This window comes from Haloarchaeobius baliensis (genome assembly GCF_052060055.1).
Classification (GTDB): domain Archaea; phylum Halobacteriota; class Halobacteria; order Halobacteriales; family Natrialbaceae; genus Haloarchaeobius; species Haloarchaeobius baliensis.
Window position 1 is genome coordinate 1568176 of record NZ_JBPPFR010000001.1, and the last position, 24108, is coordinate 1592283.

The 24108-nt window shown below is 69.3% G+C and carries 23 protein-coding genes; 15 read left to right on the forward strand and 8 right to left on the reverse strand.

The window, feature by feature from the left end:
• Positions 1-33: 33 nt before the first annotated feature.
• The gene (locus ACSG06_RS07950) at positions 34-3036 is read right to left on the reverse strand and encodes an FAD-binding and (Fe-S)-binding domain-containing protein (RefSeq protein WP_440989727.1); all 3003 of its coding nucleotides are present in this window, start codon (positions 3034-3036) and stop codon (positions 34-36) included.
• An 83-nt stretch (positions 3037-3119) separates the two neighbouring features.
• Between ACSG06_RS07950 and ACSG06_RS07955 the strand changes: the two genes are divergently transcribed.
• Positions 3120-4301, forward strand: a complete 1182-nt coding sequence (locus tag ACSG06_RS07955; protein WP_440989728.1) for a pyridoxal-phosphate-dependent aminotransferase family protein — start codon at positions 3120-3122, stop codon at positions 4299-4301.
• A gap of 27 nt (positions 4302-4328) precedes the next feature.
• On the opposite strand, the gene ACSG06_RS07960 is transcribed toward ACSG06_RS07955, so the two are convergent.
• Positions 4329-4652 (reverse strand): DUF7116 family protein, encoded by a 324-nt coding sequence (locus ACSG06_RS07960; protein WP_440989729.1) that lies wholly within the window; start codon positions 4650-4652, stop codon positions 4329-4331.
• Positions 4653-4817: 165 nt separating this feature from the next.
• Entirely contained in the window at positions 4818-5072 is a 255-nt protein-coding gene (locus ACSG06_RS07965) for a DUF5816 domain-containing protein (protein WP_440989730.1), read from the reverse strand.
• Between the two features lie 82 nt (positions 5073-5154).
• Between ACSG06_RS07965 and ACSG06_RS07970 the strand changes: the two genes are divergently transcribed.
• The 4 genes from ACSG06_RS07970 (at position 5155) to ACSG06_RS07985 (ending at position 9879) form a co-directional block, all read left to right on the forward strand.
• The gene (locus tag ACSG06_RS07970) at positions 5155-6519 is read left to right on the forward strand and encodes a bifunctional metallophosphatase/5'-nucleotidase (RefSeq protein WP_440989731.1); all 1365 of its coding nucleotides are present in this window, start codon (positions 5155-5157) and stop codon (positions 6517-6519) included.
• Positions 6520-6596: 77 nt separating this feature from the next.
• Entirely contained in the window at positions 6597-8006 is a 1410-nt protein-coding gene (locus tag ACSG06_RS07975) for a bifunctional metallophosphatase/5'-nucleotidase (RefSeq protein WP_440989732.1), read from the forward strand.
• Positions 8007-8076: 70 nt separating this feature from the next.
• The gene (locus ACSG06_RS07980; RefSeq protein WP_440989733.1) at positions 8077-9438 is read left to right on the forward strand and encodes a bifunctional metallophosphatase/5'-nucleotidase; all 1362 of its coding nucleotides are present in this window, start codon (positions 8077-8079) and stop codon (positions 9436-9438) included.
• Positions 9439-9474: 36 nt separating this feature from the next.
• Positions 9475-9879 (forward strand): universal stress protein, encoded by a 405-nt coding sequence (locus ACSG06_RS07985; RefSeq protein WP_440989734.1) that lies wholly within the window; start codon positions 9475-9477, stop codon positions 9877-9879.
• Here ACSG06_RS07985 and ACSG06_RS07990 read toward each other — a convergent pair whose 3' ends face one another.
• On the reverse strand, positions 9880-10932 hold the full coding sequence (locus tag ACSG06_RS07990) for a mechanosensitive ion channel family protein (RefSeq protein WP_440989735.1): 1053 nt from the start codon (positions 10930-10932) through the stop codon (positions 9880-9882).
• Between the two features lie 95 nt (positions 10933-11027).
• Between ACSG06_RS07990 and ACSG06_RS07995 the strand changes: the two genes are divergently transcribed.
• Positions 11028-11771: a proteasome assembly chaperone family protein gene (locus tag ACSG06_RS07995; protein ID WP_440989736.1), complete on the forward strand. Its 744-nt coding sequence runs from the start codon at positions 11028-11030 to the stop codon at positions 11769-11771.
• 83 nt (positions 11772-11854) lie between these two features.
• Positions 11855-12913, forward strand: a complete 1059-nt coding sequence (gene trmB, locus ACSG06_RS08000; RefSeq protein ID WP_440989737.1) for an HTH-type sugar sensing transcriptional regulator TrmB — start codon at positions 11855-11857, stop codon at positions 12911-12913.
• A 1-nt stretch (position 12914) separates the two neighbouring features.
• On the opposite strand, the gene ACSG06_RS08005 is transcribed toward trmB, so the two are convergent.
• A complete protein-coding gene (locus tag ACSG06_RS08005; RefSeq protein WP_440989738.1) occupies positions 12915-13766 on the reverse strand; it encodes an eIF2B alpha/beta/delta subunit family protein in 852 nt (283 codons plus the stop codon).
• A gap of 95 nt (positions 13767-13861) precedes the next feature.
• On the opposite strand from ACSG06_RS08005, the gene ACSG06_RS08010 reads away from it, so the two are divergent.
• A complete protein-coding gene (locus ACSG06_RS08010; RefSeq protein ID WP_440989739.1) occupies positions 13862-14164 on the forward strand; it encodes a DUF7969 family protein in 303 nt (100 codons plus the stop codon).
• A 58-nt stretch (positions 14165-14222) separates the two neighbouring features.
• Positions 14223-14450, forward strand: coding sequence for a hypothetical protein (locus ACSG06_RS08015; protein WP_440989740.1), 228 nt, complete (start codon positions 14223-14225; stop codon positions 14448-14450).
• Positions 14451-14642: 192 nt separating this feature from the next.
• Here the strand turns inward: ACSG06_RS08015 and ACSG06_RS08020 are convergent, their stop codons facing one another.
• From ACSG06_RS08020 to ACSG06_RS08030, 3 genes are all read right to left on the reverse strand, one after another.
• On the reverse strand, positions 14643-16151 hold the full coding sequence (locus tag ACSG06_RS08020; RefSeq protein WP_440989741.1) for an RtcB family protein: 1509 nt from the start codon (positions 16149-16151) through the stop codon (positions 14643-14645).
• 93 nt (positions 16152-16244) lie between these two features.
• Positions 16245-16661 (reverse strand): archease, encoded by a 417-nt coding sequence (locus ACSG06_RS08025; protein WP_440989742.1) that lies wholly within the window; start codon positions 16659-16661, stop codon positions 16245-16247.
• Positions 16662-16671: 10 nt separating this feature from the next.
• The gene (locus ACSG06_RS08030; RefSeq protein WP_440989743.1) at positions 16672-17655 is read right to left on the reverse strand and encodes a DUF502 domain-containing protein; all 984 of its coding nucleotides are present in this window, start codon (positions 17653-17655) and stop codon (positions 16672-16674) included.
• 105 nt (positions 17656-17760) lie between these two features.
• Here ACSG06_RS08030 and ACSG06_RS08035 point away from each other — a divergent pair, with 105 nt between their 5' ends.
• The 6 genes from ACSG06_RS08035 (at position 17761) to ACSG06_RS08060 (ending at position 24064) form a co-directional block, all read left to right on the forward strand.
• Complete coding sequence (locus tag ACSG06_RS08035) at positions 17761-18246, forward strand: GNAT family N-acetyltransferase (RefSeq protein ID WP_440989744.1); 486 nt, start codon at positions 17761-17763, stop codon at positions 18244-18246.
• Between the two features lie 63 nt (positions 18247-18309).
• A complete protein-coding gene (priS, locus tag ACSG06_RS08040; RefSeq protein ID WP_440989745.1) occupies positions 18310-19482 on the forward strand; it encodes a DNA primase small subunit PriS in 1173 nt (390 codons plus the stop codon).
• Complete coding sequence (locus tag ACSG06_RS08045; RefSeq protein WP_440989746.1) at positions 19479-20489, forward strand: hypothetical protein; 1011 nt, start codon at positions 19479-19481, stop codon at positions 20487-20489. The genes priS and ACSG06_RS08045 overlap by 4 nt, the downstream gene beginning before the upstream one ends.
• A 70-nt stretch (positions 20490-20559) precedes the next feature.
• A complete protein-coding gene (locus ACSG06_RS08050; protein ID WP_440989747.1) occupies positions 20560-21057 on the forward strand; it encodes an MOSC domain-containing protein in 498 nt (165 codons plus the stop codon).
• A 49-nt stretch (positions 21058-21106) separates the two neighbouring features.
• Positions 21107-21565, forward strand: a complete 459-nt coding sequence (gene bcp / locus ACSG06_RS08055) for a thioredoxin-dependent thiol peroxidase (RefSeq protein WP_440989748.1) — start codon at positions 21107-21109, stop codon at positions 21563-21565.
• 99 nt (positions 21566-21664) lie between these two features.
• A complete protein-coding gene (locus ACSG06_RS08060) occupies positions 21665-24064 on the forward strand; it encodes an amino acid permease (protein WP_440989749.1) in 2400 nt (799 codons plus the stop codon).
• Positions 24065-24108: the final 44 nt, after the last annotated feature.

Consider the following 24108-nt stretch of genomic DNA (forward strand, 5'->3'; position numbering starts at 1 on the left):
AAATCCACGTCCAGCAGCGGTCGTAGCCGGTGCTCACTCGTCGTCGAGCGCGTCGGCAACGGCCTCGATGGGATGCTGTGGCCGCTCCGCGTCGGGCCTGTCGCCGAGCTGGGTCCGGCAGGACGCGCCGGGGGCGACCGGCCGGCCCGCGGCTGCATCGACCTGTTCGAAGAGGATGCGGCCGATGGCCCGCGAGAGCTCGTGGTGCTCGGCCTCGTAGCCGAAGCTCCCCGCCATGCCACAGCAGCCGGAGTCGAGCGGTTCGACCGCGTAGCCCGCCCGCCGGAGCACGCCGACGGCGTGGTGGTCCGTGCCGAGCGCCTTCTGGTTGCAGTGGCCGTGATAGACGAGGCGGTCGTCCGGCGCGTCCGTCGGCAGCTCCTCGACGAGCCGGTTGCGGTCGAGGTACTCGCAGACGCCGTAGCTCGCGTCGGCGACGGTCGCCCGGCCCGTCGAGTCCGGCAGGAGGTCGGCGTACTCGTCGCGGAGCATCGACGCGTCGCTGGGTTCGACGAAGGCGACAGCCCAGCCGTCCGCGACGAGCGGTTCGAGCGTCGAGACGGTCGCCGCGGCTCGCTCTCGCGCCTCGTCGAGGAAGCCGAGCGAGTACGCCGGGCGCCCGCTCGGGCCGAGGTCGTCCGGGACCGCGACGTGGACGCCGGCGGCCTCCAGCACCCGGACCGCGGCCCTGCCGACAGCTGGCTCCGTGTAGTTCGTGTAGGTGTCCGGGAAGAGGACGACCCGCCGGTCTGCGTCGGGCGGCACCCCCGGCCCGCGGGCGTCGAACCAGTCGACGAGGCTCTCGCGCTCGAACGTCGGGAGGTCGCGTTCGGCGGCCACGCCGAGCAGCCGTTCGCCGACGGCGCGCGAGCCGGGGAGCTTCGTCGCCCAGTTCGACAGCGGCGCGAGCGTGCTCCCGACGCTCGCCCAGCGGTCGATGTCGCGGAACAGCCGCTCTCGGAGCGAGGCGCCGTCGCGTTCGTGGTGCTGGTGTTTCAGCTCCGCCTTCAGCTTCGCGAGGTCGACGCCGGTCGGGCAGTCGCTCGCACAGCCCTTGCAGCCGACACAGAGGTCGAGCACCTCCGACTGGAACCGGTCGGAGTACAGCTCCTCGTCGTCGAGCTCGCCGCTGATGGCCGCCCGGAGCAGGTTCGCCCGGCCCCGGGTCGACTGTATCTCCTCCCGGCTGGCGCGGTAGGTCGGACACATCGTGTCCTGGCCGGTCTGGCGGCAGGTGCCACAGCCGTTGCAGAGCTCGACGAGGTGGGCGAAGCCGCCGTCGTCGTCGAAGTCGAGGGCGGTCTGTGGCTCGACCGCGCTGTACTCGGCGCCGTAGCGCAGGTGCTCGCGCATGTCCGCGCCGACGCCGCGCCCGTTCGGCGGGCCGTTGTCCGCCGGCGAGTCCCGGTAGACGACGTTGCCGGGGTGGAGCTGCCACGCCGGGTCGAACGCGGTCTTCACCCGCTTGAAGGCGTTCCAGAGGTCGGGACCGTACAGCTTCGGCGTGAACTCGGTGCGCGCGAGCCCGTCGCCGTGTTCCCCGGAGAACGCGCCGTCGTACTCGAGCACGAGGTCGGTCACGTCCTCGGCGATGGCGTGCATCGTCTCGACGCCGTCCTCCGTCTTCAGGTTCAGGATGGGCCGGATGTGGAGGGTGCCGACGCCGGCGTGAGCGAAGTACGCCGCCGAGGTGCCGTGGCGGTCCAGGACCGCCTCGAACTCGGTCACGTAGCTGGCGAGCCGCTCCGGGGGGACGGTCGCGTCCTCGATGAACGGGTACGGCTTCGGGTCGCCGTCCATCGACATCAGCAGCGGGATGGCCGCCTTCCGGAGCTTCCAGAGGTCGGCCTGGTCCGCGGGGTCGAACGCCTCGAGGTGCTCGGTGGCCGCCCCCTCGCGCTGGAGGGTGTCGGTGACCTCGTCGATGGCCGCCACGAAGTCGTCGTGCAGTTCCGAGTCGAACTCGACGAGCAGGAACGCGGCGGCGTCCGTGGGGAACGGCTCGGCGTACTCGCTGTACTCCGGGGCGTCCCGGGCCATCGCGACCACCCGGTCGTCGACGAGCTCGACCGCGCTCGCGTCGTGGGAGAGCGCGTCGGGGACGGCCGCGAGCGCGTCGACGAGGTCGTCGTACGCGAACACCGCCAGCGCGGTGGATTCGGGTCTGGTCACGAGGTCGAGCTCCGCGGCGGTGACGACACCGAGCGTGCCCTCGCTCCCGACGACGAGCTTCGCGAGGTTCATGACGCGCTCGCCGTCCTCCTCGCGGACCACCTTGTGGAGGTTGTAGCCGGAGACGCAGCGCTTGAGCTCGGGGTAGCGCGCCTCGATCTCGGACTGGTGCTCCTCGACGACCGTCCGGACCGTCCGGTGGAGGTCGGCGACGCGGTCGTCGCGGGCGAGGAGTTCGTCCCACTCGCGCGAGTCCAGCACCACGTCGCCGAACGTCGCCTCCAGGCCGTCACCGAGCACGACGTCGACGGACCGGACGTAGGCGTCGGTGATGCCGTAGCGGACCGAGTGCGCGCCGGTCGAGTTGTTGCCGATGCCGCCGCCGACGGTCGCACGCGCCGAGGAGGCCGGGTCCGGTGCGAACTGGAGTCCGTGGGGTTCGAGGACGGCGTCGAGGTCGTCCTGCACGACGCCGGGCTGGACGCGGGCGGTCTGTGCGTGGGGGTCGACCTCGAGCACCGCGTCCATGTGCACCGAGCAGTCGAGGACGACACAGCCCTTCCCGACGCCCTGCCCGGCCAGCGAGGTGCCCGCCCCGCGTGGCAGCACCGGGACGCCGTGGTCGGCCGCCGTCCGGACAGCCGCCTGCACGTCCGCGGCGTCCCGTGGTTCGACCACGCCAGCGGGCCGGGCCTGGTAGATGCTCCCGTCCGTGGCGTACAGCACCTGTGCGTACTCGTCGAACCGGACGTCACCGCGGACCGACGACCGGAGGTCGACGGCGAGTTCGGCGTAGGACTCGTCGTCCGGGTGTGCGAACCCGAGGGAGTCGTGACTCGTGCGGGCGGAGTCGTCCGTGGCCATCGTGTTACGTGACGGCATACCACGGTAAATGCCTTCGCCACGCGCGAGATACCTTTTTCCCGCGAGGTGCCGATTGCCCGGACATGCAGGACACACCACAGGTCGGCGAACTCACGCCGCCGAACCGCACGCTGATGGGGCCCGGGCCGAGCGACGTCAACCCCCGGGTGCTCCGCGCGATGAGCACGCCCCTCGTCGGACACCTCGACCCCTCGTTCATCGAGGTCATGAACGAGGTGCAGGAGCTCCTGCGCTACACGTTCCGCACCGACAACCAGTGGACCATCCCGGTGTCGGGGACGGGGAGCGCCGCGATGGAGGCCGCCATCGGGAACGTCGTCGAGCCCGGGGACACGATGCTCGTCCCGACGAACGGCTACTTCGGCGGGCGGATGGCCGAGATGACCCGTCGCGCAGGCGGCGAGGTCGTCGAGGTCGACGCACCGTGGGGCGAACCGCTCTCGCCGGCGGACGTCGCCGACGCGTTCGACGAGCACCAGCCCGACGTGTTCGGGTTCGTCCACGCCGAGACGAGCACCGGCGTCCGCCAGCCCGAGGTGTCCGAGCTGACACGCATCGCCCACGAGCACGACGCGCTCGTCGTCGCCGACACCGTCACCAGCATCGGCGGCGTCGAGCTCCGCGTCGACGAGTGGGACATCGACGTGGCGTACGCGGGCCCGCAGAAGTGCCTGTCCTGTCCGCCCGGCGCGTCGCCGCTGACGCTGAACGACGACGCGATGGACAAGGTGCTCGCCCGCGAGGAGCCGGCCCGCTCGTGGTACCTCGACCTCTCGCTGCTGGAGGGCTACTGGGGCGAGGAGCGCGCCTACCACCACACCGCACCAATCACGAACGTCTACGCGCTCCGCGAGGCGCTGCGGCTCGTCGCCGAGGAGGGAATCGCGAGCCGCTGGAAGCGCCACGAGCGCATGGCCGGCGCGCTGAAGGCCGGCGTGAAGGCGATGGGGATGGAGATGAACGCTCCCGACGACTACTGGCTCCCCAGCCTGAACGCGGTGCGGGTGCCCGCCGGGGTCGACGACGGCGAGGTCATCTCGCGGCTGCTCGACGAGTACGACCTCGAGATCGCCGGCGGGCTCGGTGACCTCTCGGGCGAGATATTCCGCATCGGCTGCATGGGTCACTCCGCGCGGCCGAAGAACGTCACCTACCTCGTCAACGCGCTCGGGAGCGTCCTGGAGGACGAGGGCGCGGCCGTCGACGCGGCCGGTGGTGCTGAAGCGACCGCAGAGAAGCTGTAGCAGGCCAGACGGCGGTCTGCCGTCCGGTCAGATGGCCGGGGGCGCGCGCTCGACCTGGTAGTCGGCCTCGTCGTCGACACCGATGACTGCCCACTCGTACTCCGGGTCGGTCTCGCGGACGCGCCGACGGACCGCGTCGGCGTGCTCCGTCCGGGTGACGAAGCAGCGATACGAACCGGGGGAGGAGGACTCCGGCGGATTGTGTAGCTCCTCGGTGGCGGTCACGTGGACGACCTTCCAGTCTCGTTCTGCACGGACTTCGTCGCCGTCGGTCGTGACGGTGTAGCCGAGGCGGCTGAAAATCGACTCCGCTTCCTCCCGCAAGTGCCGGTTCGTGTTAACGGGGCACATTCGGTAACTAATACCACAGCCACCCTAATAAACGTTCACCCAAACTAACCATCGGAAACCTCTGTCGACGGCTGCTGAAACGGTCGAAATCGGTCAGGTGTCGTCCCGAGGTCGTTCACTCGTCGACAGACCTGTCCGTCGACTCGTCGGCGGCGGACGTGGCACTCACTCGTGTGCCGCGTCCCACTCGGTCGCCTTCCGGAAGTTCTCGCAGACGTTGCACTGGATGCGCCCCATCGAGTCCATCGCGTTGTCCACCGTCTCGCAGTTCGCACAGAACCAGCCGTACTTCCGCTCGCGGTCCGGCGTCCGGTAGACGACGAAGAAGGGAGCCTTCGAGCCGCGGTCGCCCTCCAGCCGGTCCACGTACACCGTCTCGCCCTCCGCAGTGCGCAGTTCCTCCAGCGCGTGGTCGCTCATGCAACCGCGTTGGGAGTCGCGTCGCTTAGGTCTGTTCGTCTCCGGAGGAACGTTCTTGCCGACGCGCGAGCAACGGCGGCACGTGACCCTCCGACTGCTGCACTACGCCGACCTGGAGGCCGCCTACGACGTGCCCGAACGGGTGGGTCGGCTCGCGACCGCGATACGCGAGCGCCGCGACGACCGGACCGTCGTGACCGGCGGCGGCGACGACACCGGTCCCTGCGTGCTCGGCTTCGAGGCCGACGACGACGGGCACGCCGTGGCGTTCTTCGACGCGGTCGAACCGGACGTGGAGACGTTCGGCAACCACGAGTTCGACGGGCCGACCGAACGTGCCCGCCGGTTCGCCGCGGAGACGTCCCCGACGTGGCTCTGTGGGAACCTCTACGAGGGCGGAAGGGGAGACGGTGACCGGTTCGCAGCTGACGCGACCGAACCGTGGACGACCATCGACACCGCGGCCGGTCGTGTGGGGCTCTTCGGCGTGACGACGCCGGCGCTACCAGACATCAAGCCAGACGTGGAACTCGACGCACGGGACCCGATCGCGGCGGCCCGCGAGGCCACCGCTTCCCTCCGCGACGCCGGTGCGGAGTACCTCGTCGGCCTCTCGCACTGCGGCGACGACGCGCCGATCGCCAGATCGGTGGACGTCGACGTCGTCCTCGGCGGGCACGACCACACGGTCCGCGACGAGGTCGTCGCCGGGACCCGGCTCGTCAGGCCCGGCCCGGCCGGCCAGCGACTCGCCGAGGTCCGCGTCGACCCGGACGGTGACGCGACAACCGAGTTCCACGACGTACCCACCCACGAGCCCGACACCGAGCTGACCGCGACCCTGCGCGACAAGCTCGCGGCCGTCGAACTCGACGACGTGGTGGCCCACGTCGAGGGTCGCGTCGACCGCGCCGTTCGCGAGCCCTCGCCCGTCGGGACGTTCGTCGCCGAGGCCCTCCGTCGGGCGGACGACGCGGACGTGGGACTGATCAACAGCATGACGATGCGGGACTGCGGCGTCCCGCTCTCGGGCGCCGTCCGGCAGGTCGACCTCCACTCGCTCGTCCCGTTCCCGGCCGAACTGGTCACGGTCGAGCTGGACGGGGCCGACCTCCGCGCAGTCGTCACCGAAGCCGGGGGCGGGCACGTGGACCGAGACGGTCCGCCGTGGAACGGGCAGTTCGCCGGCATCGACGTCGTCTGGGACGCCGAGCGCGGACGTCCGGCGGACCTGACCGTCGACGGCGAGCCGGTCGCCGCCGACGCGACCTACCGGCTGACCACCATCGAGTACCTCGCGGCCGAGGACGTCGAGTTCCCGACCATCACCGAGAATCAGATCGTCGCCGAACCGGGCAGGGTCCACGAGGCGATGGTCGCCCACGCCGAGACGGCCGGCATCCCGACCGGACCAGTGGACTGGTTCGAGCAGAACGGGGCCCCGTGACGGGCTGGCGCCACGACCGTGCGCCCACCTGACAGGGAAGGCGAACGTTCATGACCCGGTGGGCGCACCGATGTACCATGCCCCTCCGCATCCTCCACTACGCGGACGTCGAACGAGCACCGGACGACCCGGAGCTGCTCGCGAGACTCGTCGGTCTCGTCCGCGAACGTCGCGACGAGGAGACGCTCGTCTTCGGCGCTGGCGACAACCTCGGCCCGGGCGTGCTCTCGCTCGTGACCGACTGCCGCCACGCGCTGGACTTCTTCGAATGCGTCGAACCCGACGGCGACACGTTCGGCAACCACGACTTCGACCGGGGTCCCGAGGTGACCCGCGACGTCGTCGCCGACTCGCCGATGCCGTGGATCTGCGCGAACGTCCGCACGGACGACGGCGACGACGCCGACCTGTTCGCCACCGACCAGGGCGTCGTCCCGTGGACCGTCTGCGAGGCGGGCGAGCACCGCGTCGGCGTCACCGGGGTCGCCAGCCCGACCACGGCCGACATCAACCCCTCCGCGTCGCCCCTGACCTTCCGTGACCCCGTCGACGCCGCGGGCGACGCCGTCGCGGAACTGCGCGAGCGCGACGTGGACCACGTGGTCGTCCTCTCGCACTGCGGCGACGACACGCCGCTGGCCGAGGACCTCGACGTGGACGTCGTCCTCGGCGGGCACGCCCACGAGGAGTTCCTCGATGTCGTCTCCGGCACGCTGCTCGTCCGGGCCGGCTCGAACGCATCGGGACTCTCGGAGGTCGTCTTCGAGGACCGGCCGCGAGGCTATCGGCTCCCGACCCGCGACGCACCGGTCGCCGAGGACCTGCTCGACGCGCTCGAGAGTCGCCGCCGCGAGGCCGGACTGTCCGACGTGGTCGCCACGCTCGACGAGCCCGTGACGGTCGACCGCAACGACACCAAGCAGGGCGAGAGCCGCGTCGGCAACCTCGTCACCGACGCGTACCGCTACGTCGCGGAGGCCGACATCGCGGTCCACTCCTCCGGCGGCCTCCGGACCACCGACCCGCTCGCCGGCGACGTGACACCCGCCGACCTCGTCGGGCTCTGCCCGTTCGAGAACGAGCTGGTGTCGGTCCAGATAACCGGCCAGCAGGTCAGAGAGACGGTCCACGATGCGTCGCTCGCCCAGTACGGCGACGAGGTACCGACCCACTGGTTCGGCCACCTCAGCGGCGTCTCGGTCGTCTGGGACGACGTGACCCACGAGGCGCGGGAGATACTCGTCGACGGCGAACCGCTCGAACACGGGGCCACCTACCGGCTCGCCACGAGCGGCTACTACGTCGAATCCTCGCACCTGTTCGAGGCGTTCGGTCCCGAGGACGTGGTCGACAGCCACGGCCAGCAGTTCGACGCCATCGTCGAGTACGTCCGCGAGCAGGGTCTGGACCCGCGGATAGAGGGGCGCGTTCGGCGCCCCGTGCTGGACGAGGTCTCCGACGCCACGCCCGACGACGTCTCCGGGTGAGGCGACGGGCCGACCGGGAACGCCTGCCGGAACGACACGTTCATCTGCGAACCACGGCTACGCAGGGTGTATGTCTCCCCGTCTGCTCCACTACTCCGACGTCGAGAACGCCTACGACGACCCCGACCGGATCGGGCGGCTCGCCGGCACACTGGCCGCGCTCCGCGACGACGACGCGCTCGTCGTCGGCTCCGGCGACAACACCTCCCCCGGCGTCCTCTCGCTCGTGACCGAGGGCCGGCAGGCGCTCGACTTCTTCCACGCCGTCGACACCGACGTCGAGACCTTCGGCAACCACGACTTCGACTACGGCCCCGCAGCCACGCACGACATCGTCGCCGACTCGCCACAGACCTGGGTCAGCGCGAACGTCAGGGACGGCGACGGCCGGTTCGCACCCGACCTGACGGAGCCGTGGACGATCCGGGAGGTCGACGGCGCGCGTGTCGGCTTCTTCGGCGTCACCGACCCGAAGACGCCCTCCATCAACCCCAACGCGACCGAACTGCACTTCACCGAGCCCATCGCCGCGGCGGAGGACGCCGTCGACGCGCTCCGGGACGCCGGCGTGGACCACGTCGTGGCCGTCTCGCACCTCGGACAGGGGGACGAGGAGCTCGCCGTCTCGGTCGACGTGGACGTCGTCCTCGGCGGGCACGTCCACAGCGTGGTCGAGGAGTGGATCGACGACACGCTCCTCCTGCGTCCCGGCGTCAACGCCGCCGCGGTCTACGAGGTCGAACTCGGCCCGGACGGCCCCGAGGCGACCCGACACGACCCGATGAACGGGAACCGCGACGAGGCGCTCGCGGACACCCTCCGCGACCGGATGACGGCGGCCGACCTCGACGAGGTCGTCGGGCACGTCGACGAGCCCATCGAGCGGACGAACTCGGCTGCGTTCCGCGGCGAGAGTCGTATCGGCAACTTCGTCGCGGACGCCTACCGCTGGGCGACCGAGGCGGACGTTGGCCTCCAGAACTCCGGCGGCATCCGCGAGGGCGACGCGCTCGACGGCGAGGTCACCATCGCGGACCTCGTGAGCGTCGTTCCGTTCCAGGAGCCCGTCGCGGTTGCAGAGGTCACCGGTGCCGAGCTCCGCGCGGTCTTCCGCGAGGCCAGCGGCGCGAACCTCGCGTTCGGCGAACTCGACTGGTGGCACGCCCACATCAGCGGGGCCTCGGTCACCTGGGACCGGAGCGACCACGAACTCGTCGACGCGACCGTCGCCGGCGAGCCGGTCGACCCCGAGGCGACCTACACGGTCGCGACGACCGACTACCTGTTCCACACCGACCACGAGTTCCCGACGCTCGACGAGGACCACCGCGTCGCGCTCCACGACACGCAGTACGAGGTGCTCGCGTCGTACGCCCGCTCGGTCGGGGTCGACCCGAGCGTCGACGGCCGCGTCGTCTGGCGGCGCGATTGAGAAGTTTTACCCGCACACATCCACTTGCTTCACGCGATGACTCGCGTCGTCGTCCCCGTCCGATATCCACTCAGCAAGCACTCCAGAGCGACGCTCGAGTCGGCCATCGACATCGCGAAGGACCGCGACGCGGCGCTGACCGTCCTCCACGTCAACCTCTACCAGAACGGAAAACGCGTCTCCCGGGCAGACCTCAAGCGGGCCACCGAGCGCGCGTTCGGGACCGTCCCGTACGCACGGTACGTCGTCCGGCGCGGCTTCCTCGTCGAGGAGACCATCCTGGACGAGGTGGCCGCCGAGGAGGCCGACGTCGTCGTCATCGGCTCGAAGCAGGTGGGCCGCTGGCGGCGCATGCTCCAGAAGGTCGTCGACGAGCCGGACATCGACGACTACCTCCGGCGCAACCTCGACTGCGAGGTCGTCACGGTCGAGGCCGAGTAGTCACTCCTCGCCGTCCTCGGGCCACTCGCCGGCCCGTCGTGCGGGTCCGGGTTGCTCCCCCCCGCGCTGCATCTCGACCGGGAGCGAGCCGCTCGTCTCGTCGAAGACGACGTGCGAGTGCGGGTACGGGATGTGGACGTCGGCGTCCTCCAGCCGGTCCCACACCGCCTCGTTCACCTCGGAGCGGACCCGCATGAGCTTGAACGGCTCCTTGGCCCAGTAGCGCAGCACCAGCTTCACCCCGTGGTCGGCGTACTCGTCGATGAAGCAGGTCGGGGCTGCCGGGTACCGCGCCGACCCGATGCGGATGTCCGGCCCCCCCGTGATGACGCCGTCGACCCCCTTCGCTGCGTCCTCCATCAGCTCCCGGGCCTCCGCGAGGTCGCCCTCGTAGGTGACCGTCAGTGCGAGGGACAGCCGCGTCCGCTCGTCCTCCGCGGAGTAGTTCACGATGTCGCGGTCCCGGATGGACGAGTTCGAGATGACGATGAACGTGTTGTCGAGCGTGAATATCTTCGTGTACCGGATGGTGATGTCCTCGACGAACCCGCGGGTGTTGCTGTCGGAGATCTCGATCATGTCGCCGATCTCGTACGGCTGATCCGCGAGGACGAACACGCCGTTGATGATGCTCCCGACGATGGGGGCGAGCACGATACCGAGCACTGCCGAGAACACACCGACCGAGAGGAGGATGTCGCTCCCGCGGAAGCCGACGATGGAGAGGGAGAAGGCGACTGCGACGAGCATGATCGCCAGCCGGACCGACCGGAGCACCGTCTGGGTGATGCTCGGCCGCTGGATGCGCCGGGCGATGGTCCGCCCGAACAGCCGGATGACCAGCTTCGAGACGTACCAGCCGGCGATGAGGACGAACATCGCAGCCCCGAGCTCCACAGCCACGTGTGGCACCGCGTCGGGCAGCAGTCCGTCGATGAACTGGATGCCCTGCTCGGTCGACCCGTTGGTCGTCGTCGTTCCCGGCGCCTGCGTCGTGGTCCCGTTCCCGGCGGTCGTCGTACTGCCGTCCTGCGTGACCGACCCGGGTGTCATATTCCTGCCGTCTCACTGCCCCGAGATAAGGGTTGGGACCCCGGTCGAACGCGAGTCGGTGCCGGTTTTATCGCCCTGAAAGGCGTACGTCAGGTATGGCCACTCAAGCGACCGAGGACGTTCGATTCGACGTGACACACGACGAGGCGGTGTCCGACGTGGTCGTCGCCGGCTTCTCGCAGTTCGGTCTCGCCGGGCTCACGGCCGTCGACTACCTGGTCGAGCAGCTCGACCTCGAGGAGACCGGCCACATCGTCGCGCAGGACCTCCCCTCCATCACCCCGTTCAACGACGGCACGCCCCGGTACAGCACCCGACTGCTCTCGCGGGACGACCTGAACCTGACTGTGCTGATGTCGGAGCTGTTCGTCCCCGTCTGGGCCGCCAAACCGTTCGCCCGCGCCGTGCTCGACTGGACCGAGGCGAACGCGGTCGAGGAGGTCGCCGTGCTCTCCGGCGTCCCGGTGCCGCACGGGCCCGAGGACCACCGGAGCTTCTACGTCGCGACCGAGGACTACCGACGGCGACGGCTCGAGGGGAGCGAGATTCCACCGATGGGGAGCGGTTTCCTCGACGGCGTGAACGCGGCACTCGTCGAACGCGGGATGGACTCGTCGCTCGCGGTCGGCGTCTACGTGACGCCGGTGCATGCACAGGCCCCCGACGTGGAGGCCGCTGTGAACCTCCTCGAAGCCGTCTCCACGGTGTACGAGCTCGACCTCGACACGGGTCCGCTGGAGGAGTTCGCGGAGAGCGTGGCCCTCTACTACTCGGAACTCGCCCAACGGCTGGAGTCCGTCCCGGAGCGCGAAACGCCTGACGACAGGATGTACATGTGATAGTGTGACAGGAGCGCGTTTCGGAACAGGGTGCTACTCGAATTTCAGTAAATGATTTAACGGTCGCCCAGAGTTGATACGGTATGCCATCCGACGACCTCCGTGGGACGATGGAGCGGGTTGGGGACCGGTTCAATCTCGGGGAGTACGAGATCGACGCCTACCTCACTGTGCTCGAACACGGGCAGCTCACCGCATCGGAGATCGCCGACCGGACGGAGATCCCACAGCCTCGCGTGTACGATACGGTCCGGAGCCTCTCGGACCGCGGACTCGTCGAACTCCGCGAGTCGCGACCGATGAAGATCATCGCCGTCGACCCCGACGACGCGTTCTCGGACCTGGAGTCGTCGCTGTCGGAGCTCGTCGACGAACTGAACGCCCGCTACACCGCCCCCGCTCGCGACACGGAGGCCGTCTCTCTCGTCAAATCTCGCTCGACCATCCTTCGCTATCTGGAGGAGGTCATCGATGCCGCCGAATACGAGCTGGCGCTGTCGCTCACACCGGACCTGCTCGAACGCTTCGAGGACCTGCTGGCGACCCGGCACCACCAGGGCATCAGCATCGAGCTGCTGGTGACCCCCGCCGCCGGCGCGCCGGACCCCGACGAGTTCGACTACGAGCGCATCGCGACCACGGTCCGTGTCCGCCGCGGTATCACAACGCCGGTCATGGCCGTCGCCGACGGGTCCTACTCCATCTACGCGACGCAGGACGCGCTCCGGGACGATCAGGACCGCTACGGCGTCATCTTCAACCGCTCCGCGCTCGGCTTCCTCGTCTCCGGCTTCTTCGGCACGGTGCTGTGGACGACCGCCGACGAGGTGTTCGCCGACGGCGAGAACCGGCCGTTCCCGCGCCGCTACTCCTCCATCCGTCGCGCAGTGAAGGACCTCATCGACGAGGGTGGCGAGTTCTACGCGACCATCGAAGGTCGAGACGTCGAGACCGGGACGCCACGGCTGATCCGCGGGCTGATCACCGACATCTCCTTCGAGATGACAGAGGAGGTCGCCGGGCTCACGCTCGAGACCGAAGACGGCGTCGTGACCGTCGGCGGCCAGGTCGCGGCCTACGAGGACGTCGAGGCCCACGAGATAACCATCGGTCGGGACGAACCGCCGGCGGCCGACCGGTAGCTCAGAACTCCATCACGCCGTCGTCCGTGATCGCCCGCTCCAGCAGCGACACCGGCGTCGCATCGTACGCCGGATTCTTGACGTCGAACCCCTCCGCGGGCTCGCGCATGACCTCGCTTGGCGACCGGAACTCGTTCTCGAAGACGAACCCGCTCTCGATGACCTTCGAGCTGGAGCCGACGACGCTCACGGGGACGTCGCAGTGGGCGGCCGTCGCCGCGATGGTGTACGTCCCGACGCGGTTGTAGAGCGTGTCGCCGACGATGCAGTCCATCCCGACGAACACCTCGTCGCAACCGTCGAGGTAGTACCCCGACGCGGCGTCGGTCAAGAGGTGCGTCTCGACGCGGTCGTTGCCGGCGAGCGTGCGGGCCGTCTTCCGACCGAGGTAGCGCGGCCGCGCCTCCGTTACGTACATCTCGACGTGGGCGCCGTCGCGCGTCGCGAGCTCGATGGCCTCGAGCACCGTGGAGGAGTAGTCGTGGGTGAGGATGGTGCTCCCGTCCTCGATGTGCTCGGCCGCGCGCTTCGCCGCGCCGCCCTTGCCGTGTTCGACGGCATCGACGACGCGCTCGACTGCCTCGCTCGTCGTCGCCTTGGCGTCGTCGACGTCCTCGCTCTCGGCCTCGTTCACCGTGTCGACGACCTCCCGCATGGCGTTGTACAGGGAGGCGTGGGAGGGGTTCGCGCGCTGGAGGGCCTTGGCGTTCCTGTCGAGTGCGCGCTCGTACTCCTCGACGGTCGCGAACTCCCGTTCGAGCAGTTCGAGCAGCGCTCGGGTCGCCTTCACGGCGACGACCGAGGAGGAGTGGGTCTGCATCTCCTCGATCTCCTCGACGGTCTCGTCTATCATGGTGGACACGTCGCCGGTCGGCGGCAAAGACCTTTCCACTGCGGAGGGGGCCGGTCAGCCGCGTAGCTAAGACGGTCCAGTACCAAGGTACGGTCATGGTCTCCGTCACCTACTACTGTCCCTACTGCGGGGCGCTGACGAGCCTCGAACGCGACGCATACATGGCCGACAAGTGCGTCACGAAGGAGCCACTGGAGGGCTGGGAGTACGCGTCGACGACGGAGGAGTTCGAGGACGCCGACGGCGTCGAGTTCGTCTGTCTGGGCGACGCAGACGACGAGCCGGACGCTGGCTGTGGCCGCACGTTCTACCTCAGCTTCGTGCGGTACGAGGCGGGCGAGCCGGTCGAGCACCGCGTCCCCGACATCGACCGGCCCCGGTTCGACTTCCTGCACTGACGAGTCGGCATCGCCGCCAGCCGGACGCTTTTGTGTCACCACCTCCGATACCGGGGTGATGGACGACGAGATACTCGACGAACAGCGCGAACTCGTCCGCGTGCTCGAGGCCCATGGCTGGGACGTCACGGAGTCGGAGCTGTCGGTGTACGAGAGCCCGTGGGAGGACGACGACACGCCCGAGGCGACGATCACGCTCACCGCGCGACGGCAGTTCCCCGAGAGCGACGTCCCCGAGGGCGCGGGCGAGGACGGCGACGACGACAACCCCTACCGGCTGAAGTAGCTGCCGCTGGTCGGCGTGCCGACGGGCTCGATGGGGTGGCGAACAGGCGGCACCTGCAGGAGCGCATCCGGCGTGCCGCGCGACCGCCCGGACCGGGATGCGGCGTGGCTCAGACCACGCCCGCTCTGGCCCCGGCATCGCACTTGAACGGTCGGCAGCTGGGAGCGGATGGTGGTCGGCTCTCGGCCGGTCTCAGCCCTTGATGTTGCAGACGGGGAACGTCCGCGCCACCCGGTCGCCGATACCCAGCGCGTCGCTGACGCGGACGACCTCGTCGACGTCCTTGTAGACACCCGGAGCCTCCTCGGCGACGGTCGCGCCGGACTGTGCCTTCACGTAGATCTGGTTCTGCTCGCGGAGGTCGGTCTGCACGTCGCCGCCCCAGTACTCCTTCTTGGCCTGCGTGCGGCTCATCAGGCGGCCCGCACCGTGGGCGGTCGACCCGAACGTCTCCCGCATCGAGTGCTCGCCGCCGCGCAGCACGTAGCTCCCGCTGCCCATGCTGCCGGGGATGATGACGGGCTGGCCGACGTCGCGGTAGGCCGGCGGAACCTCCTCCCGTCCGGCCGGGAACGCCCGCGTCGCGCCCTTGCGGTGGACGTAGAGCTCTCGCGTCTCGTACTCGACGGCGTCCGCGTCGTCGGTGACGACCTCTCCGGTGGCGTCGACGCCGACCTGATGACGCTCCTTCTTCGCGATGTTGTGGGCGACGTCGTACAGCAGGTGCATCTCCATGTCCCGCCAGTCGCGGTCGAACACCCGCTCGAACACCTGCCGGGTGCGGTGCATGATGAGCTGGCGGTTCACCCAGGCGAAGTTGATGGCGGCGCACATCGCGCCGTAGTACTCCTCGGCGAGCTGCGAGCCCGCCGGAGCCGCCGCCAGCTCCCTGTCCGGGAGGCTGTCGAGCAGGCCGGCGTGGGTCTTCTCGATGCGCCGGAGGTAGTCGTTGCAGGTCTGGTGGCCCAGCCCCCGGGAACCGCAGTGGATGAGCACGACGATCTGGTCCGCCGCGAGGCCGAACGAGTCCGCGACCGCGTCGTCGTAGACGTCCGTGACGCGTTGCACCTCGAGGAAGTGGTTGCCCGAGCCGAGCGAGCCGATCTGGTTCTTGCCCCTGTCCTTCGCCTTCTGCGAGATTGCCGACGGGTCGGCGTCCGGGCGGAACCCCTCGTCCTCGCAGTGTTCGAGGTCCTCGGGGACGGCCCAGTCGTTCCGGAGCGCCCACTGGACGCCCTCCTCGAGGATGGCGTCGACGTCGGCGATGTCGCCCTCGAAGACCCCGCCGCCGCCGAGGCCGCTCGGGACGTTCGCGAACAGCGCCTCGACGAGCTCCTGCTCGCGGCCCTGCAGGTCGTCGTAGGTGAGGTTCGTCGTCAGCATCCGGACGCCGCAGTTGATGTCGTAACCGACTGCTCCGGGCGAGATACAGCCGTTCTCGGCGTCCATCGCACCGACGCCACCGACGGGGAAGCCGTAGCCCTGATGACCGTCGGGCATGCAGATGGCGTACTTCGTGATGCCGGGGAGGTGGGTCGCGTTCCGGAGCTGTTCGAGCGTCTTGTCGTCGCCGATCTCGGAGAGCAGTTCCTCGCTGGCGAACACCCGTGCCGGGACGCGCATGTCGCCCTGCTTCGGGATCTCCCAGACGTAGTCACGGACCTTCTGGAGCGTGACGTCGCCGGCCTCGTAGGTGGTCATGGTTCGAGATTCGACGGCCCGACCGGAATAGATTGTGACTGGGTACTGTCGGGTTGGCAATCGTCCGGTGGGCCGTCGGGCGTCGATGCGGCGCTACACGTCGAAGACGACGTAGGCGTGCCATCCGTCCTCGACCTCCTGGACGGTCATCTCGGAGTAGGTGACGGCCTTGATCTCGCGGGCGTCGACTGCGTCGAAGGGGACGCCGCGCGCGCTCGCCTCGACGAGCCAGCCACCGTCGGCGGCCTCGTGGACGCTCGCCTGGTGGTCCGCAGGGAGGACACTCCGCACGTCGCGTTCGTAGACGAGTTCGTCCAGGTAGTCGAACAACAGGCTCTCCAGCGTCTCGCTCTCGACGGTCAGCTCGAAGCGCTCGCCGACGCCGTCGGGCACGTCGTCGCACTGTGCGGCGGTCAGTCCCTCGGCGACGGCTGCGAACAGCGCGCCGAGTGTCTCCCCGCTGGCGTCGACGGCCACGTCGGCGGTGTGGTCGCGGAGTTCGAAGCTCATGGTGTGACGGTCACGGTGTGTTCTCGTCCGTCATGTCTGCCTCTGTCTGGCGGTCACCGTCGTCCTCGTCCGTGCTCGTGGTGGCGTCCCCGCCGAGCTCGCGCTCCTCGCGTGCACCGGCCTCTCGGCGGGCGCCGGTCTCGAGGTCGAGGTCCCCGTCGGGGACGATCTCCGAGTCCTCCTCCTGTCGCTCCCCATCCTCGGAGGTCTCCTGGTCGAGCACGTCGGGTTCGACCTCCGGCTCGGCGTCGGTCCCCACGTCGTCCTCGGCCTGCTCGAACGCCGCCATCTGGCTGAGCTCGGCCTCGGTGAGGTTGTCCGGCTCGTTCGGGTCGCCGCCGGTCGCGACGCCGGTGGTCACGATGGTTCGGAAGCCCTCCTCGACGGTCATCTCGACGTCGACGACGCGGTGTTCGGGCACGTGGACGAGGTTGCCGCCCATGACGGGGTTCGGCGCGAGCGGGAGGAACAGCGTCACCATGTCGTTGCGACCGACGGCCTCCTGGAGGGGTTGCGGGGTCGAGGTCGTCAGGAACCCGAGCGTGTACGTCTCCTCCTGCGGGAACTCGACCAGTTTGACGTCGCGGAAGTTCCGCTCCTCGCTCTGGACGATGACCTCGGACATCTCACGGAAGCTGTCGTAGATGGAGCCGAAGCCGGGGATGCGGGCGACGAAGCCGTCGACGTAGTCGATTGCTGCCTCGCCGTACCGGAACCGCGTGAGGAAGCCGATGGCGAGGACGAGCAGCAGGACGAACGCGATGGTCAGCGACTGCACGACCATCACGGAGACGCCCTGGCTCAGCCCCACCTCTCCGAGGGCGACCACGACGGCGTCGAGGAAGGTGAAGAGGTACCCAGCGAGGACGTTCAGGACGAACAGGGTGACGAGCAGCGGAACGACCACCGCGAGGCCCGCGACGAACGCATCCTGGAGCACGTTCAGCGGCGAGAATCGGCCCTCTTCGACCGCTTCGTCCACTGGCGGACTCATTTTATACTCGCAGGGGAGGCGCTCGGGAAAACCTTTCCCCAAACCAACTCGGGAGTGGCCGACTGCCGGTGGAATTATATCGGCGTGTCCCGGAGTTTCACGACAGTGAGCGTCAACGTCGACACGCGCGTCGTCTCCCCCGGAAGCGACGAGTACGTCGAGGATGCGTGGCGCCTGAAAGAGCGCATCCGCCGCGATGAGGACGTACTCAAGCAGCGAAAGAGCTTCTTCACCGACGCGTATCGCCGGTCGAAGGTCCACCTCTTCCTGGACGAGGGGGCCGACCAGCCGGTCATCGGGTTCGCCGCGGTCCGCCGCGACGGCTACATCCTCTTTCTCGCCGTCGATCCGGGCTATCGCGGCGAGGACATCGGGAAACGGCTCGTCGCCCGCGTCGCCGAGGAGCATCGGACGGTGACGTGCCACGCACGCACCAGCAACGAGAACGCGCTGCGGTTCTACGAGCACCTCGGCTTCGACATCAAGCGACGCATCGACAACTACTACGAGGACGGCGGCGACGCGTACTACCTGAAACTCGGCGACGACGTGAGCATCACGGGCCGACTCTCCGAGTTCATGCGTCGCTGACGGTCGGCGGCCCGCGCCGACTCCGCAAGGTTTGTACGACCCCCTTCCGAACCAACGAGAGCCATGAACGAGCGCACCCGACGATACCTCCGCGGTCGCTTCGGCGACCACTACCGGGGGACGGAGCTCTCGCCCCCGCCCGAGCCGAACGAGCGCGAGTGGGGGTACATCACCTGGTCGTCGGGTGGCACGACGATGATCCGACACCACTCCTGGCTGGAGGTCGGCGACCTCGGAACGTTCCTCACGGACGAGCGGCCGCGACACGTCTACTTCTCCGCGGGCCGCTACGACGACCCCGGTGCCAGCTCGATGTCGGACAAGGGCTGGCGTGGGTCGGACCTCGTGTTCGACCTCGACGCCGACCACCTGCCGGGGGTCGACCCGGACGCGGACAGCTATGCGGAGATGCTCGCGGTCTGCAAGGAGGCGCTGCTGCGGCTGCTCGACCTGCTCGAGACGGACTTCGGCTTCGAGGACCTGACCGTCGTCTTCTCCGGCGGGCGGGGCTACCACGTCCACGTCCGGGACGAGGGCGTAGAAGAACTCGGCCGGGCGCACCGGCGGGAGATCGTCGACTACGTGATGGCCGCCGACGTGGACTTCGACTCCCTGGTCAACCGGGAGTCGGTCGCCGGGCTCGGGCTCAAGAACCCGACCGACAAGCGGAGCCTCGACACCACCGGCGGCTGGGGGCGGCGCGTCCACGAGCGCCTGCTCGCGTTCGTCGACGAGGTGCGGGAACTCCCGGCGGAGGAGGCACGCGAGCGACTGCAGTCGTTCGAGGGCATCGGCGCGGGCCGCTCGAAGAAGCTCGTCGAGGTGCTCGACGACCGCTACGACGAGCTGGCGGCGGGCAACCTCGACGTGCATCCGACCGTCGTCCGGCTCGCGGACATCTTCGCAGCGGAGACGTTCGACGCCGAGACGGCACCCATCGACGAGCCGGTGACGACGGACATCAACCGACTCATCCGGCTCCCGGGCAGCCTGCACGGCGGAACCGGGCTCGCCGTCACACGCATCCCCCGGGACGAGGTGGAGAGCTTCGACCCGCTCCACGACGCCGTCCCGGGGACGTTCGTCGGGAACGACATCGAGGTCACGGTCGAGGAACCCACCACGGTCGAGCTCGGCGGCGGTAGCTTTACGGTGGAGGCAGGCACACAGACTGTACCGGAGTACGTGGGCGTGTTCTTGATGGCCCGCGGCCGCGCCGAGAAGGGGAAAGAATGAATCTGGACGAACTGCGCTCTGCGCTCGACACGGAACGACAGAAGGGAGGCCTCCAGGGGTTACGCGACTCATTCTACCAGGAGGTCGCGGAGTTCGTCGAGGAGCTGAAAGCGGAGCGCGAGCAGCTCGCGGAGCAGTCCGACGACCCGTTCGGCTCGTCCGATGTCCAGCGGCTCACCGACGAGATAGACACCGCGCGCTCGACGGCGGAGTCGCTGTACGAGCGCCGGCTCGGCAAGCTGGTCAAGCAGGCCAGCCTCGCAGCGGCGGACATGGCGAGCCCGGACCAGGTCGAGGGCCTCACGGACGAGGAACGCGCCCTGTACGAGGACCTCGTCGAGCGCATCGAAGGGAACAAGGACCACATGTTCGACGTCATCGCGGGCGAGTCGACGACGACGCCGGCCGTCGCGGGCGACGACGCACCGACGCACCACCCCGAGGACGGGATGGGCGCGGGTGCGAACCCGTCGGGTGTCGCTTCGGACCAGGGCTCGGGGGAACCCGGGTCCCCGACATCCACGACGGAGACGGAGGAGGGCTCCTCGACACCATCGGCGGACGCAGATGAGCCCGGCACCGACCGTGCGCCCGACGTTTCGGCCGCCGAGGCGAGTGCGATCGCGGGCGCCGACGACCAGGAGGCAGGCGACGAGGGCGTCAGTGCGGCGGACGTGATGGGCGACGCACCGGAGACGGACGAGAAGCCATCGCCGGGCGACCCGGCGACGGACGGCTCGGGCGTCGCCTCCCAGGCGACGGAGACGGCCAGCGAGCCCATCCCCGCCGGTGGCGCGGCCGACAAGACGGAGGCCGGCGGACACTCGTCCGCGGCGGGACGTGCCGACGACGTGGAGCGGACGACCGTCCGTATCACCGACGACGTCGGGGAGATCTTCGGCGTCGACCAGCGCGAGTACAGCCTCGGCACCGACGACGTCGTGACGCTGCCGACGGCGAACGCAGAACCCCTGCTCGACCGCGAGGCCGCAGAGCGACTCGACTGATTCTCCCGGCCGCGACAGCGACTCACACGCCCCCAGTAGCTTCTTCCCCCGGAGCGTCGTAGCCGCAGCCATGACCGACGGCACGGACGCGACGGAGCGGGAGCAAACGGCGACCACCGGTACGGTGGAGGCGATCCACATCTCGCCAGAGTCGGGCGAGCCGGTCGAACCCGTCGAACGGGTCGAGGCCGTCGCCGAGACCGGGCTGCGTGGCGACCGCTACTTCGACGACGGGGGCACGTTCTCCGACGGGACACCGCGTGGCATCACGCTCATCGAGGCGGAGGCCATCGAGGCGGCGGGATCGGACTACGACGTCGACGTCAGCGACGGCCGCCACCGCCGGAACGTGACGACACGCGGCGTCGCGCTGAACCACCTCGTTGGTGAGACGTTCCGCGTCGGCGACGCGGTCTGCCGGGGCGTCGAGCTCTGCGAGCCCTGCTCCTATCTGGAGGGGCTCACCGAGGACGGCGTCGCGCGCTCGCTCGTCCACCGGGGCGGCCTGCGGGCGACGGTCGTCGAGTCCGGCGCGCTGGCGGTCGGGGACACCGTCTCGCCGGAGTGAGCGTGCCGGAAACGAAATCCGTTTTACCCGTCGTTTCCTTCCCGTGTCTATGCTCGACGTCGGCGCGGAAGCTCCGGACTTCGAACTGCCGGACCAGAACGGTGACCTCGTATCGCTCTCCGACTACCGCGGCCAGACGGTCGTCCTCTGGTTCTATCCCCGCGCGAACACGGAGGGCTGCACGATGGAGGCCTGCTCCTTCCGCGACAACTGGGACCTATACGAGGAGCGCGACATCGCCGTCCTCGGCATCAGCGACGACGAGGTCGCCGACCTGAAACAGTTCGAGGCGGACCACGACCTGCCCGTCACGCTGCTCTCCGACCAGCACGGCGAGGTCGCCACCATCTACGAGTCCTACGGCGAGAAGCAGATGTTCGGCAACACGTTCGACGGCGTCTTCCGGAACACGTACGTCGTCGACGAGGACGGCGAGATCGAACTCGTCTACGAGGGTGTCGACCCGGAGGAGCACGCCGAGGAGATCCTCGCGGACCTCGACGAGTAGCGCAGGGCCGTAGGCTGGACTCGACGACACGGCTCAGCGCCTCGTCTCACAGCCCGTTTTGGCGTGGATTTTAAGCGGCTTTCCTGGGGAGATAGGACCATGGTCGAGCGTACGCGCTCACTCGGATTCAGGGTCGCCTTCGCGATGGGGCTCGGGACGATGATCGCAGCCGGCATCTTCTCGCTGTCCGGCTCCGCGGTCTACGCCATCGGTTCCAGTGCGGTCATCGCGTTCGTCATCGCCGCGTTCGTCGCGGGGGTCACCGCGGCGTCCTACTCCGAGTTCGCGTCCATCTACTCCGAGAACGGCGGCGGCTACCTGTTCTCCTCGCGCACCTTCGAGAACGAGACGCTGATGTTCGCCGTCGGGGCGTCCCTGTTCTTCGGCTACACGGGGACGACCGCGTTCTACCTCGCGACGATGTCCGAGTGGTTCCAGCTGTTCATCATCCCCGACGCGTGGCCGGTCCCGACCGGCACCGTCGGCATCCTCACGGCGCTCCTCCTCGGCTACCTGAACGCGCAGGGGACCGAGGAGTCGGGGTCGGTGCAGGTGCTCATCACGGCCGCGAAGGTGGCGGTGCTGCTCGTGTTCATCGCCGGCGCCATCGCCTACGCGGGCATCTCGAACGCGGCCATCGAGTTCTCCCAGAGCTTCCAGTACGAGCCGGTCGGCATCGTCTCGACCGCCGGGACCGCTTTCATCACGTTCTTCGGGTTCTCCGCCATCGCCGCCAGCGCGGGCGAGATCATCGAGCCGCGCAAGACGGTCCCGAAGGCCATCGCCGCGAGCATGCTGACCGTGACCGTGCTGTACATCTTCGTCATCGTCGCGCTCGTCAACACCCCGCCGGCCGACGCCCAGATCCTCACGCAGGGCGAGACGGCGATGGGTGCCATCGCACAGGTGTTCCTCGGGCCGCTGGGTCAGTGGCTCATCGTCGCCGGAGCGGTCTTCTCGATGATCTCGGCGTCGAACGCGAGCATCCTCGCGGGGTCGGGCATCGGCTACCTGATGGGCAAGCAGGGACAGGCCCCACGTAGGTTCTCCCGCATCCACCCCGAGACGGAGACGCCGTTCTGGAGCGTCACCGCCGTCACCGGGACCATCGTCGTCCTCATCACCGTCTTCATCGCGGTCCTCGGCCACGGGTCGCCCGTCCCGCTGGGCCTCCACGGGTTGACGAACTTCGCGACGTTCAACCTGCTCGCACCGCTCGCGGTGGTCAACGCCGCGCTCATACTCTCACGCCGCAAGTTCCCCGACATCGACCGGCCGTTCTCGGTGCCGGCCGGCGCCGTCCTGCCGGTGGTCGGTATCGTCGCGAACATCGTCCTCATCGTCTTCATCGCGTACAAGGGACTGGCGATCGCCCCACCCTCGGCGCCGGAGGCGTACATCGTCCAGCTCCCGCTCGGGGAGCCCGTGTACGTCGGCCCGGAGGCCGGCGGCGTCGTGGCGGGGCTGCTCGTGGTCGGCGTGTTCGTCGTGGCCTACCGCGTCTGGGGCGGGCAGCCCGACGTCGACGAGCTGGTCAGGGACGTCGGCGCCCCAGAGCAGGTCGGAACGCGTGCCGAGAGCGCCGAGGCCGAGGGGAAGTACACCGTGCTCGTCCCCGTCGCGCTCCTCCCGAACGCCGACCGGTTCGGGCGCATCGCCGCCAGAATCGCACGGCTCTCCGACCCGGACCCGCACGTCAAGTTCCTCACCGTCACGGAGGTCCCGGAGCAGACGCCGACCGACGCGGTCGAGGACGTCGCCAGCAAGCGCGCGGACCGGCTGGCGAGCGTCGTCGACGAGGCGGGACTCGACGTCGACTACTCCGTCGACGCCCACGTCTGCCAGGACCTCGCGTTCGACATCCTGCAGACCGCCCGCCAGCACCGCGTCGACCGCATCCTGATGGGCTACCCGGAGGAGCACCGGACGGTGGCCGAGGAGGTCGAGCACAACGCCCCGTGCGACACCATCTTCCTCTCCGGCCTCGGCGACGAGTCGGACCTCGACACGGTGACTGTCGGGGTCGGCGGCGGCCCCCACCACGAGGCGATGCTGTCGCTCGCCGCCGCGCTCGGCGAGGCGGGGGCGGACATCCACGTCGTCAACGTCCGGCCGGGGGCCGAGGGGACCGCGGAGTCGTTCGACACGACGCTGGAGAGCCTACCGGACGACATCGACACGCAGCTCCACAAGGTCACGTCGAGCGACGTCGCAAGCGCGCTCGTCGACGCAGCGGCGGCACACGGCGGGGTGCTCCTCATCGGGGCGTCACGCGACCGGCAGCTCCGCCGCTGGGTGTTCGGGAGCACGCCCGACCGGGTGGTCGACCTCGCAGCAGCGCGCGACGTCCCGGTCGCGGTCTTCGCCAGCCAGACCGGGTTCGCCGACCGACTGGAGGAGTACTCGTTCCCCCTCTACCGGTTCGCACGCAACTGGCTCGGGGGCGACGACCGACCCGACGGGGACCGGAGCGTCGACACCGGCCAGTCGGCGGACTGACGGTCGAGCACCCACTCCTGCGGTGGTGAGACAGAAGAAGAACG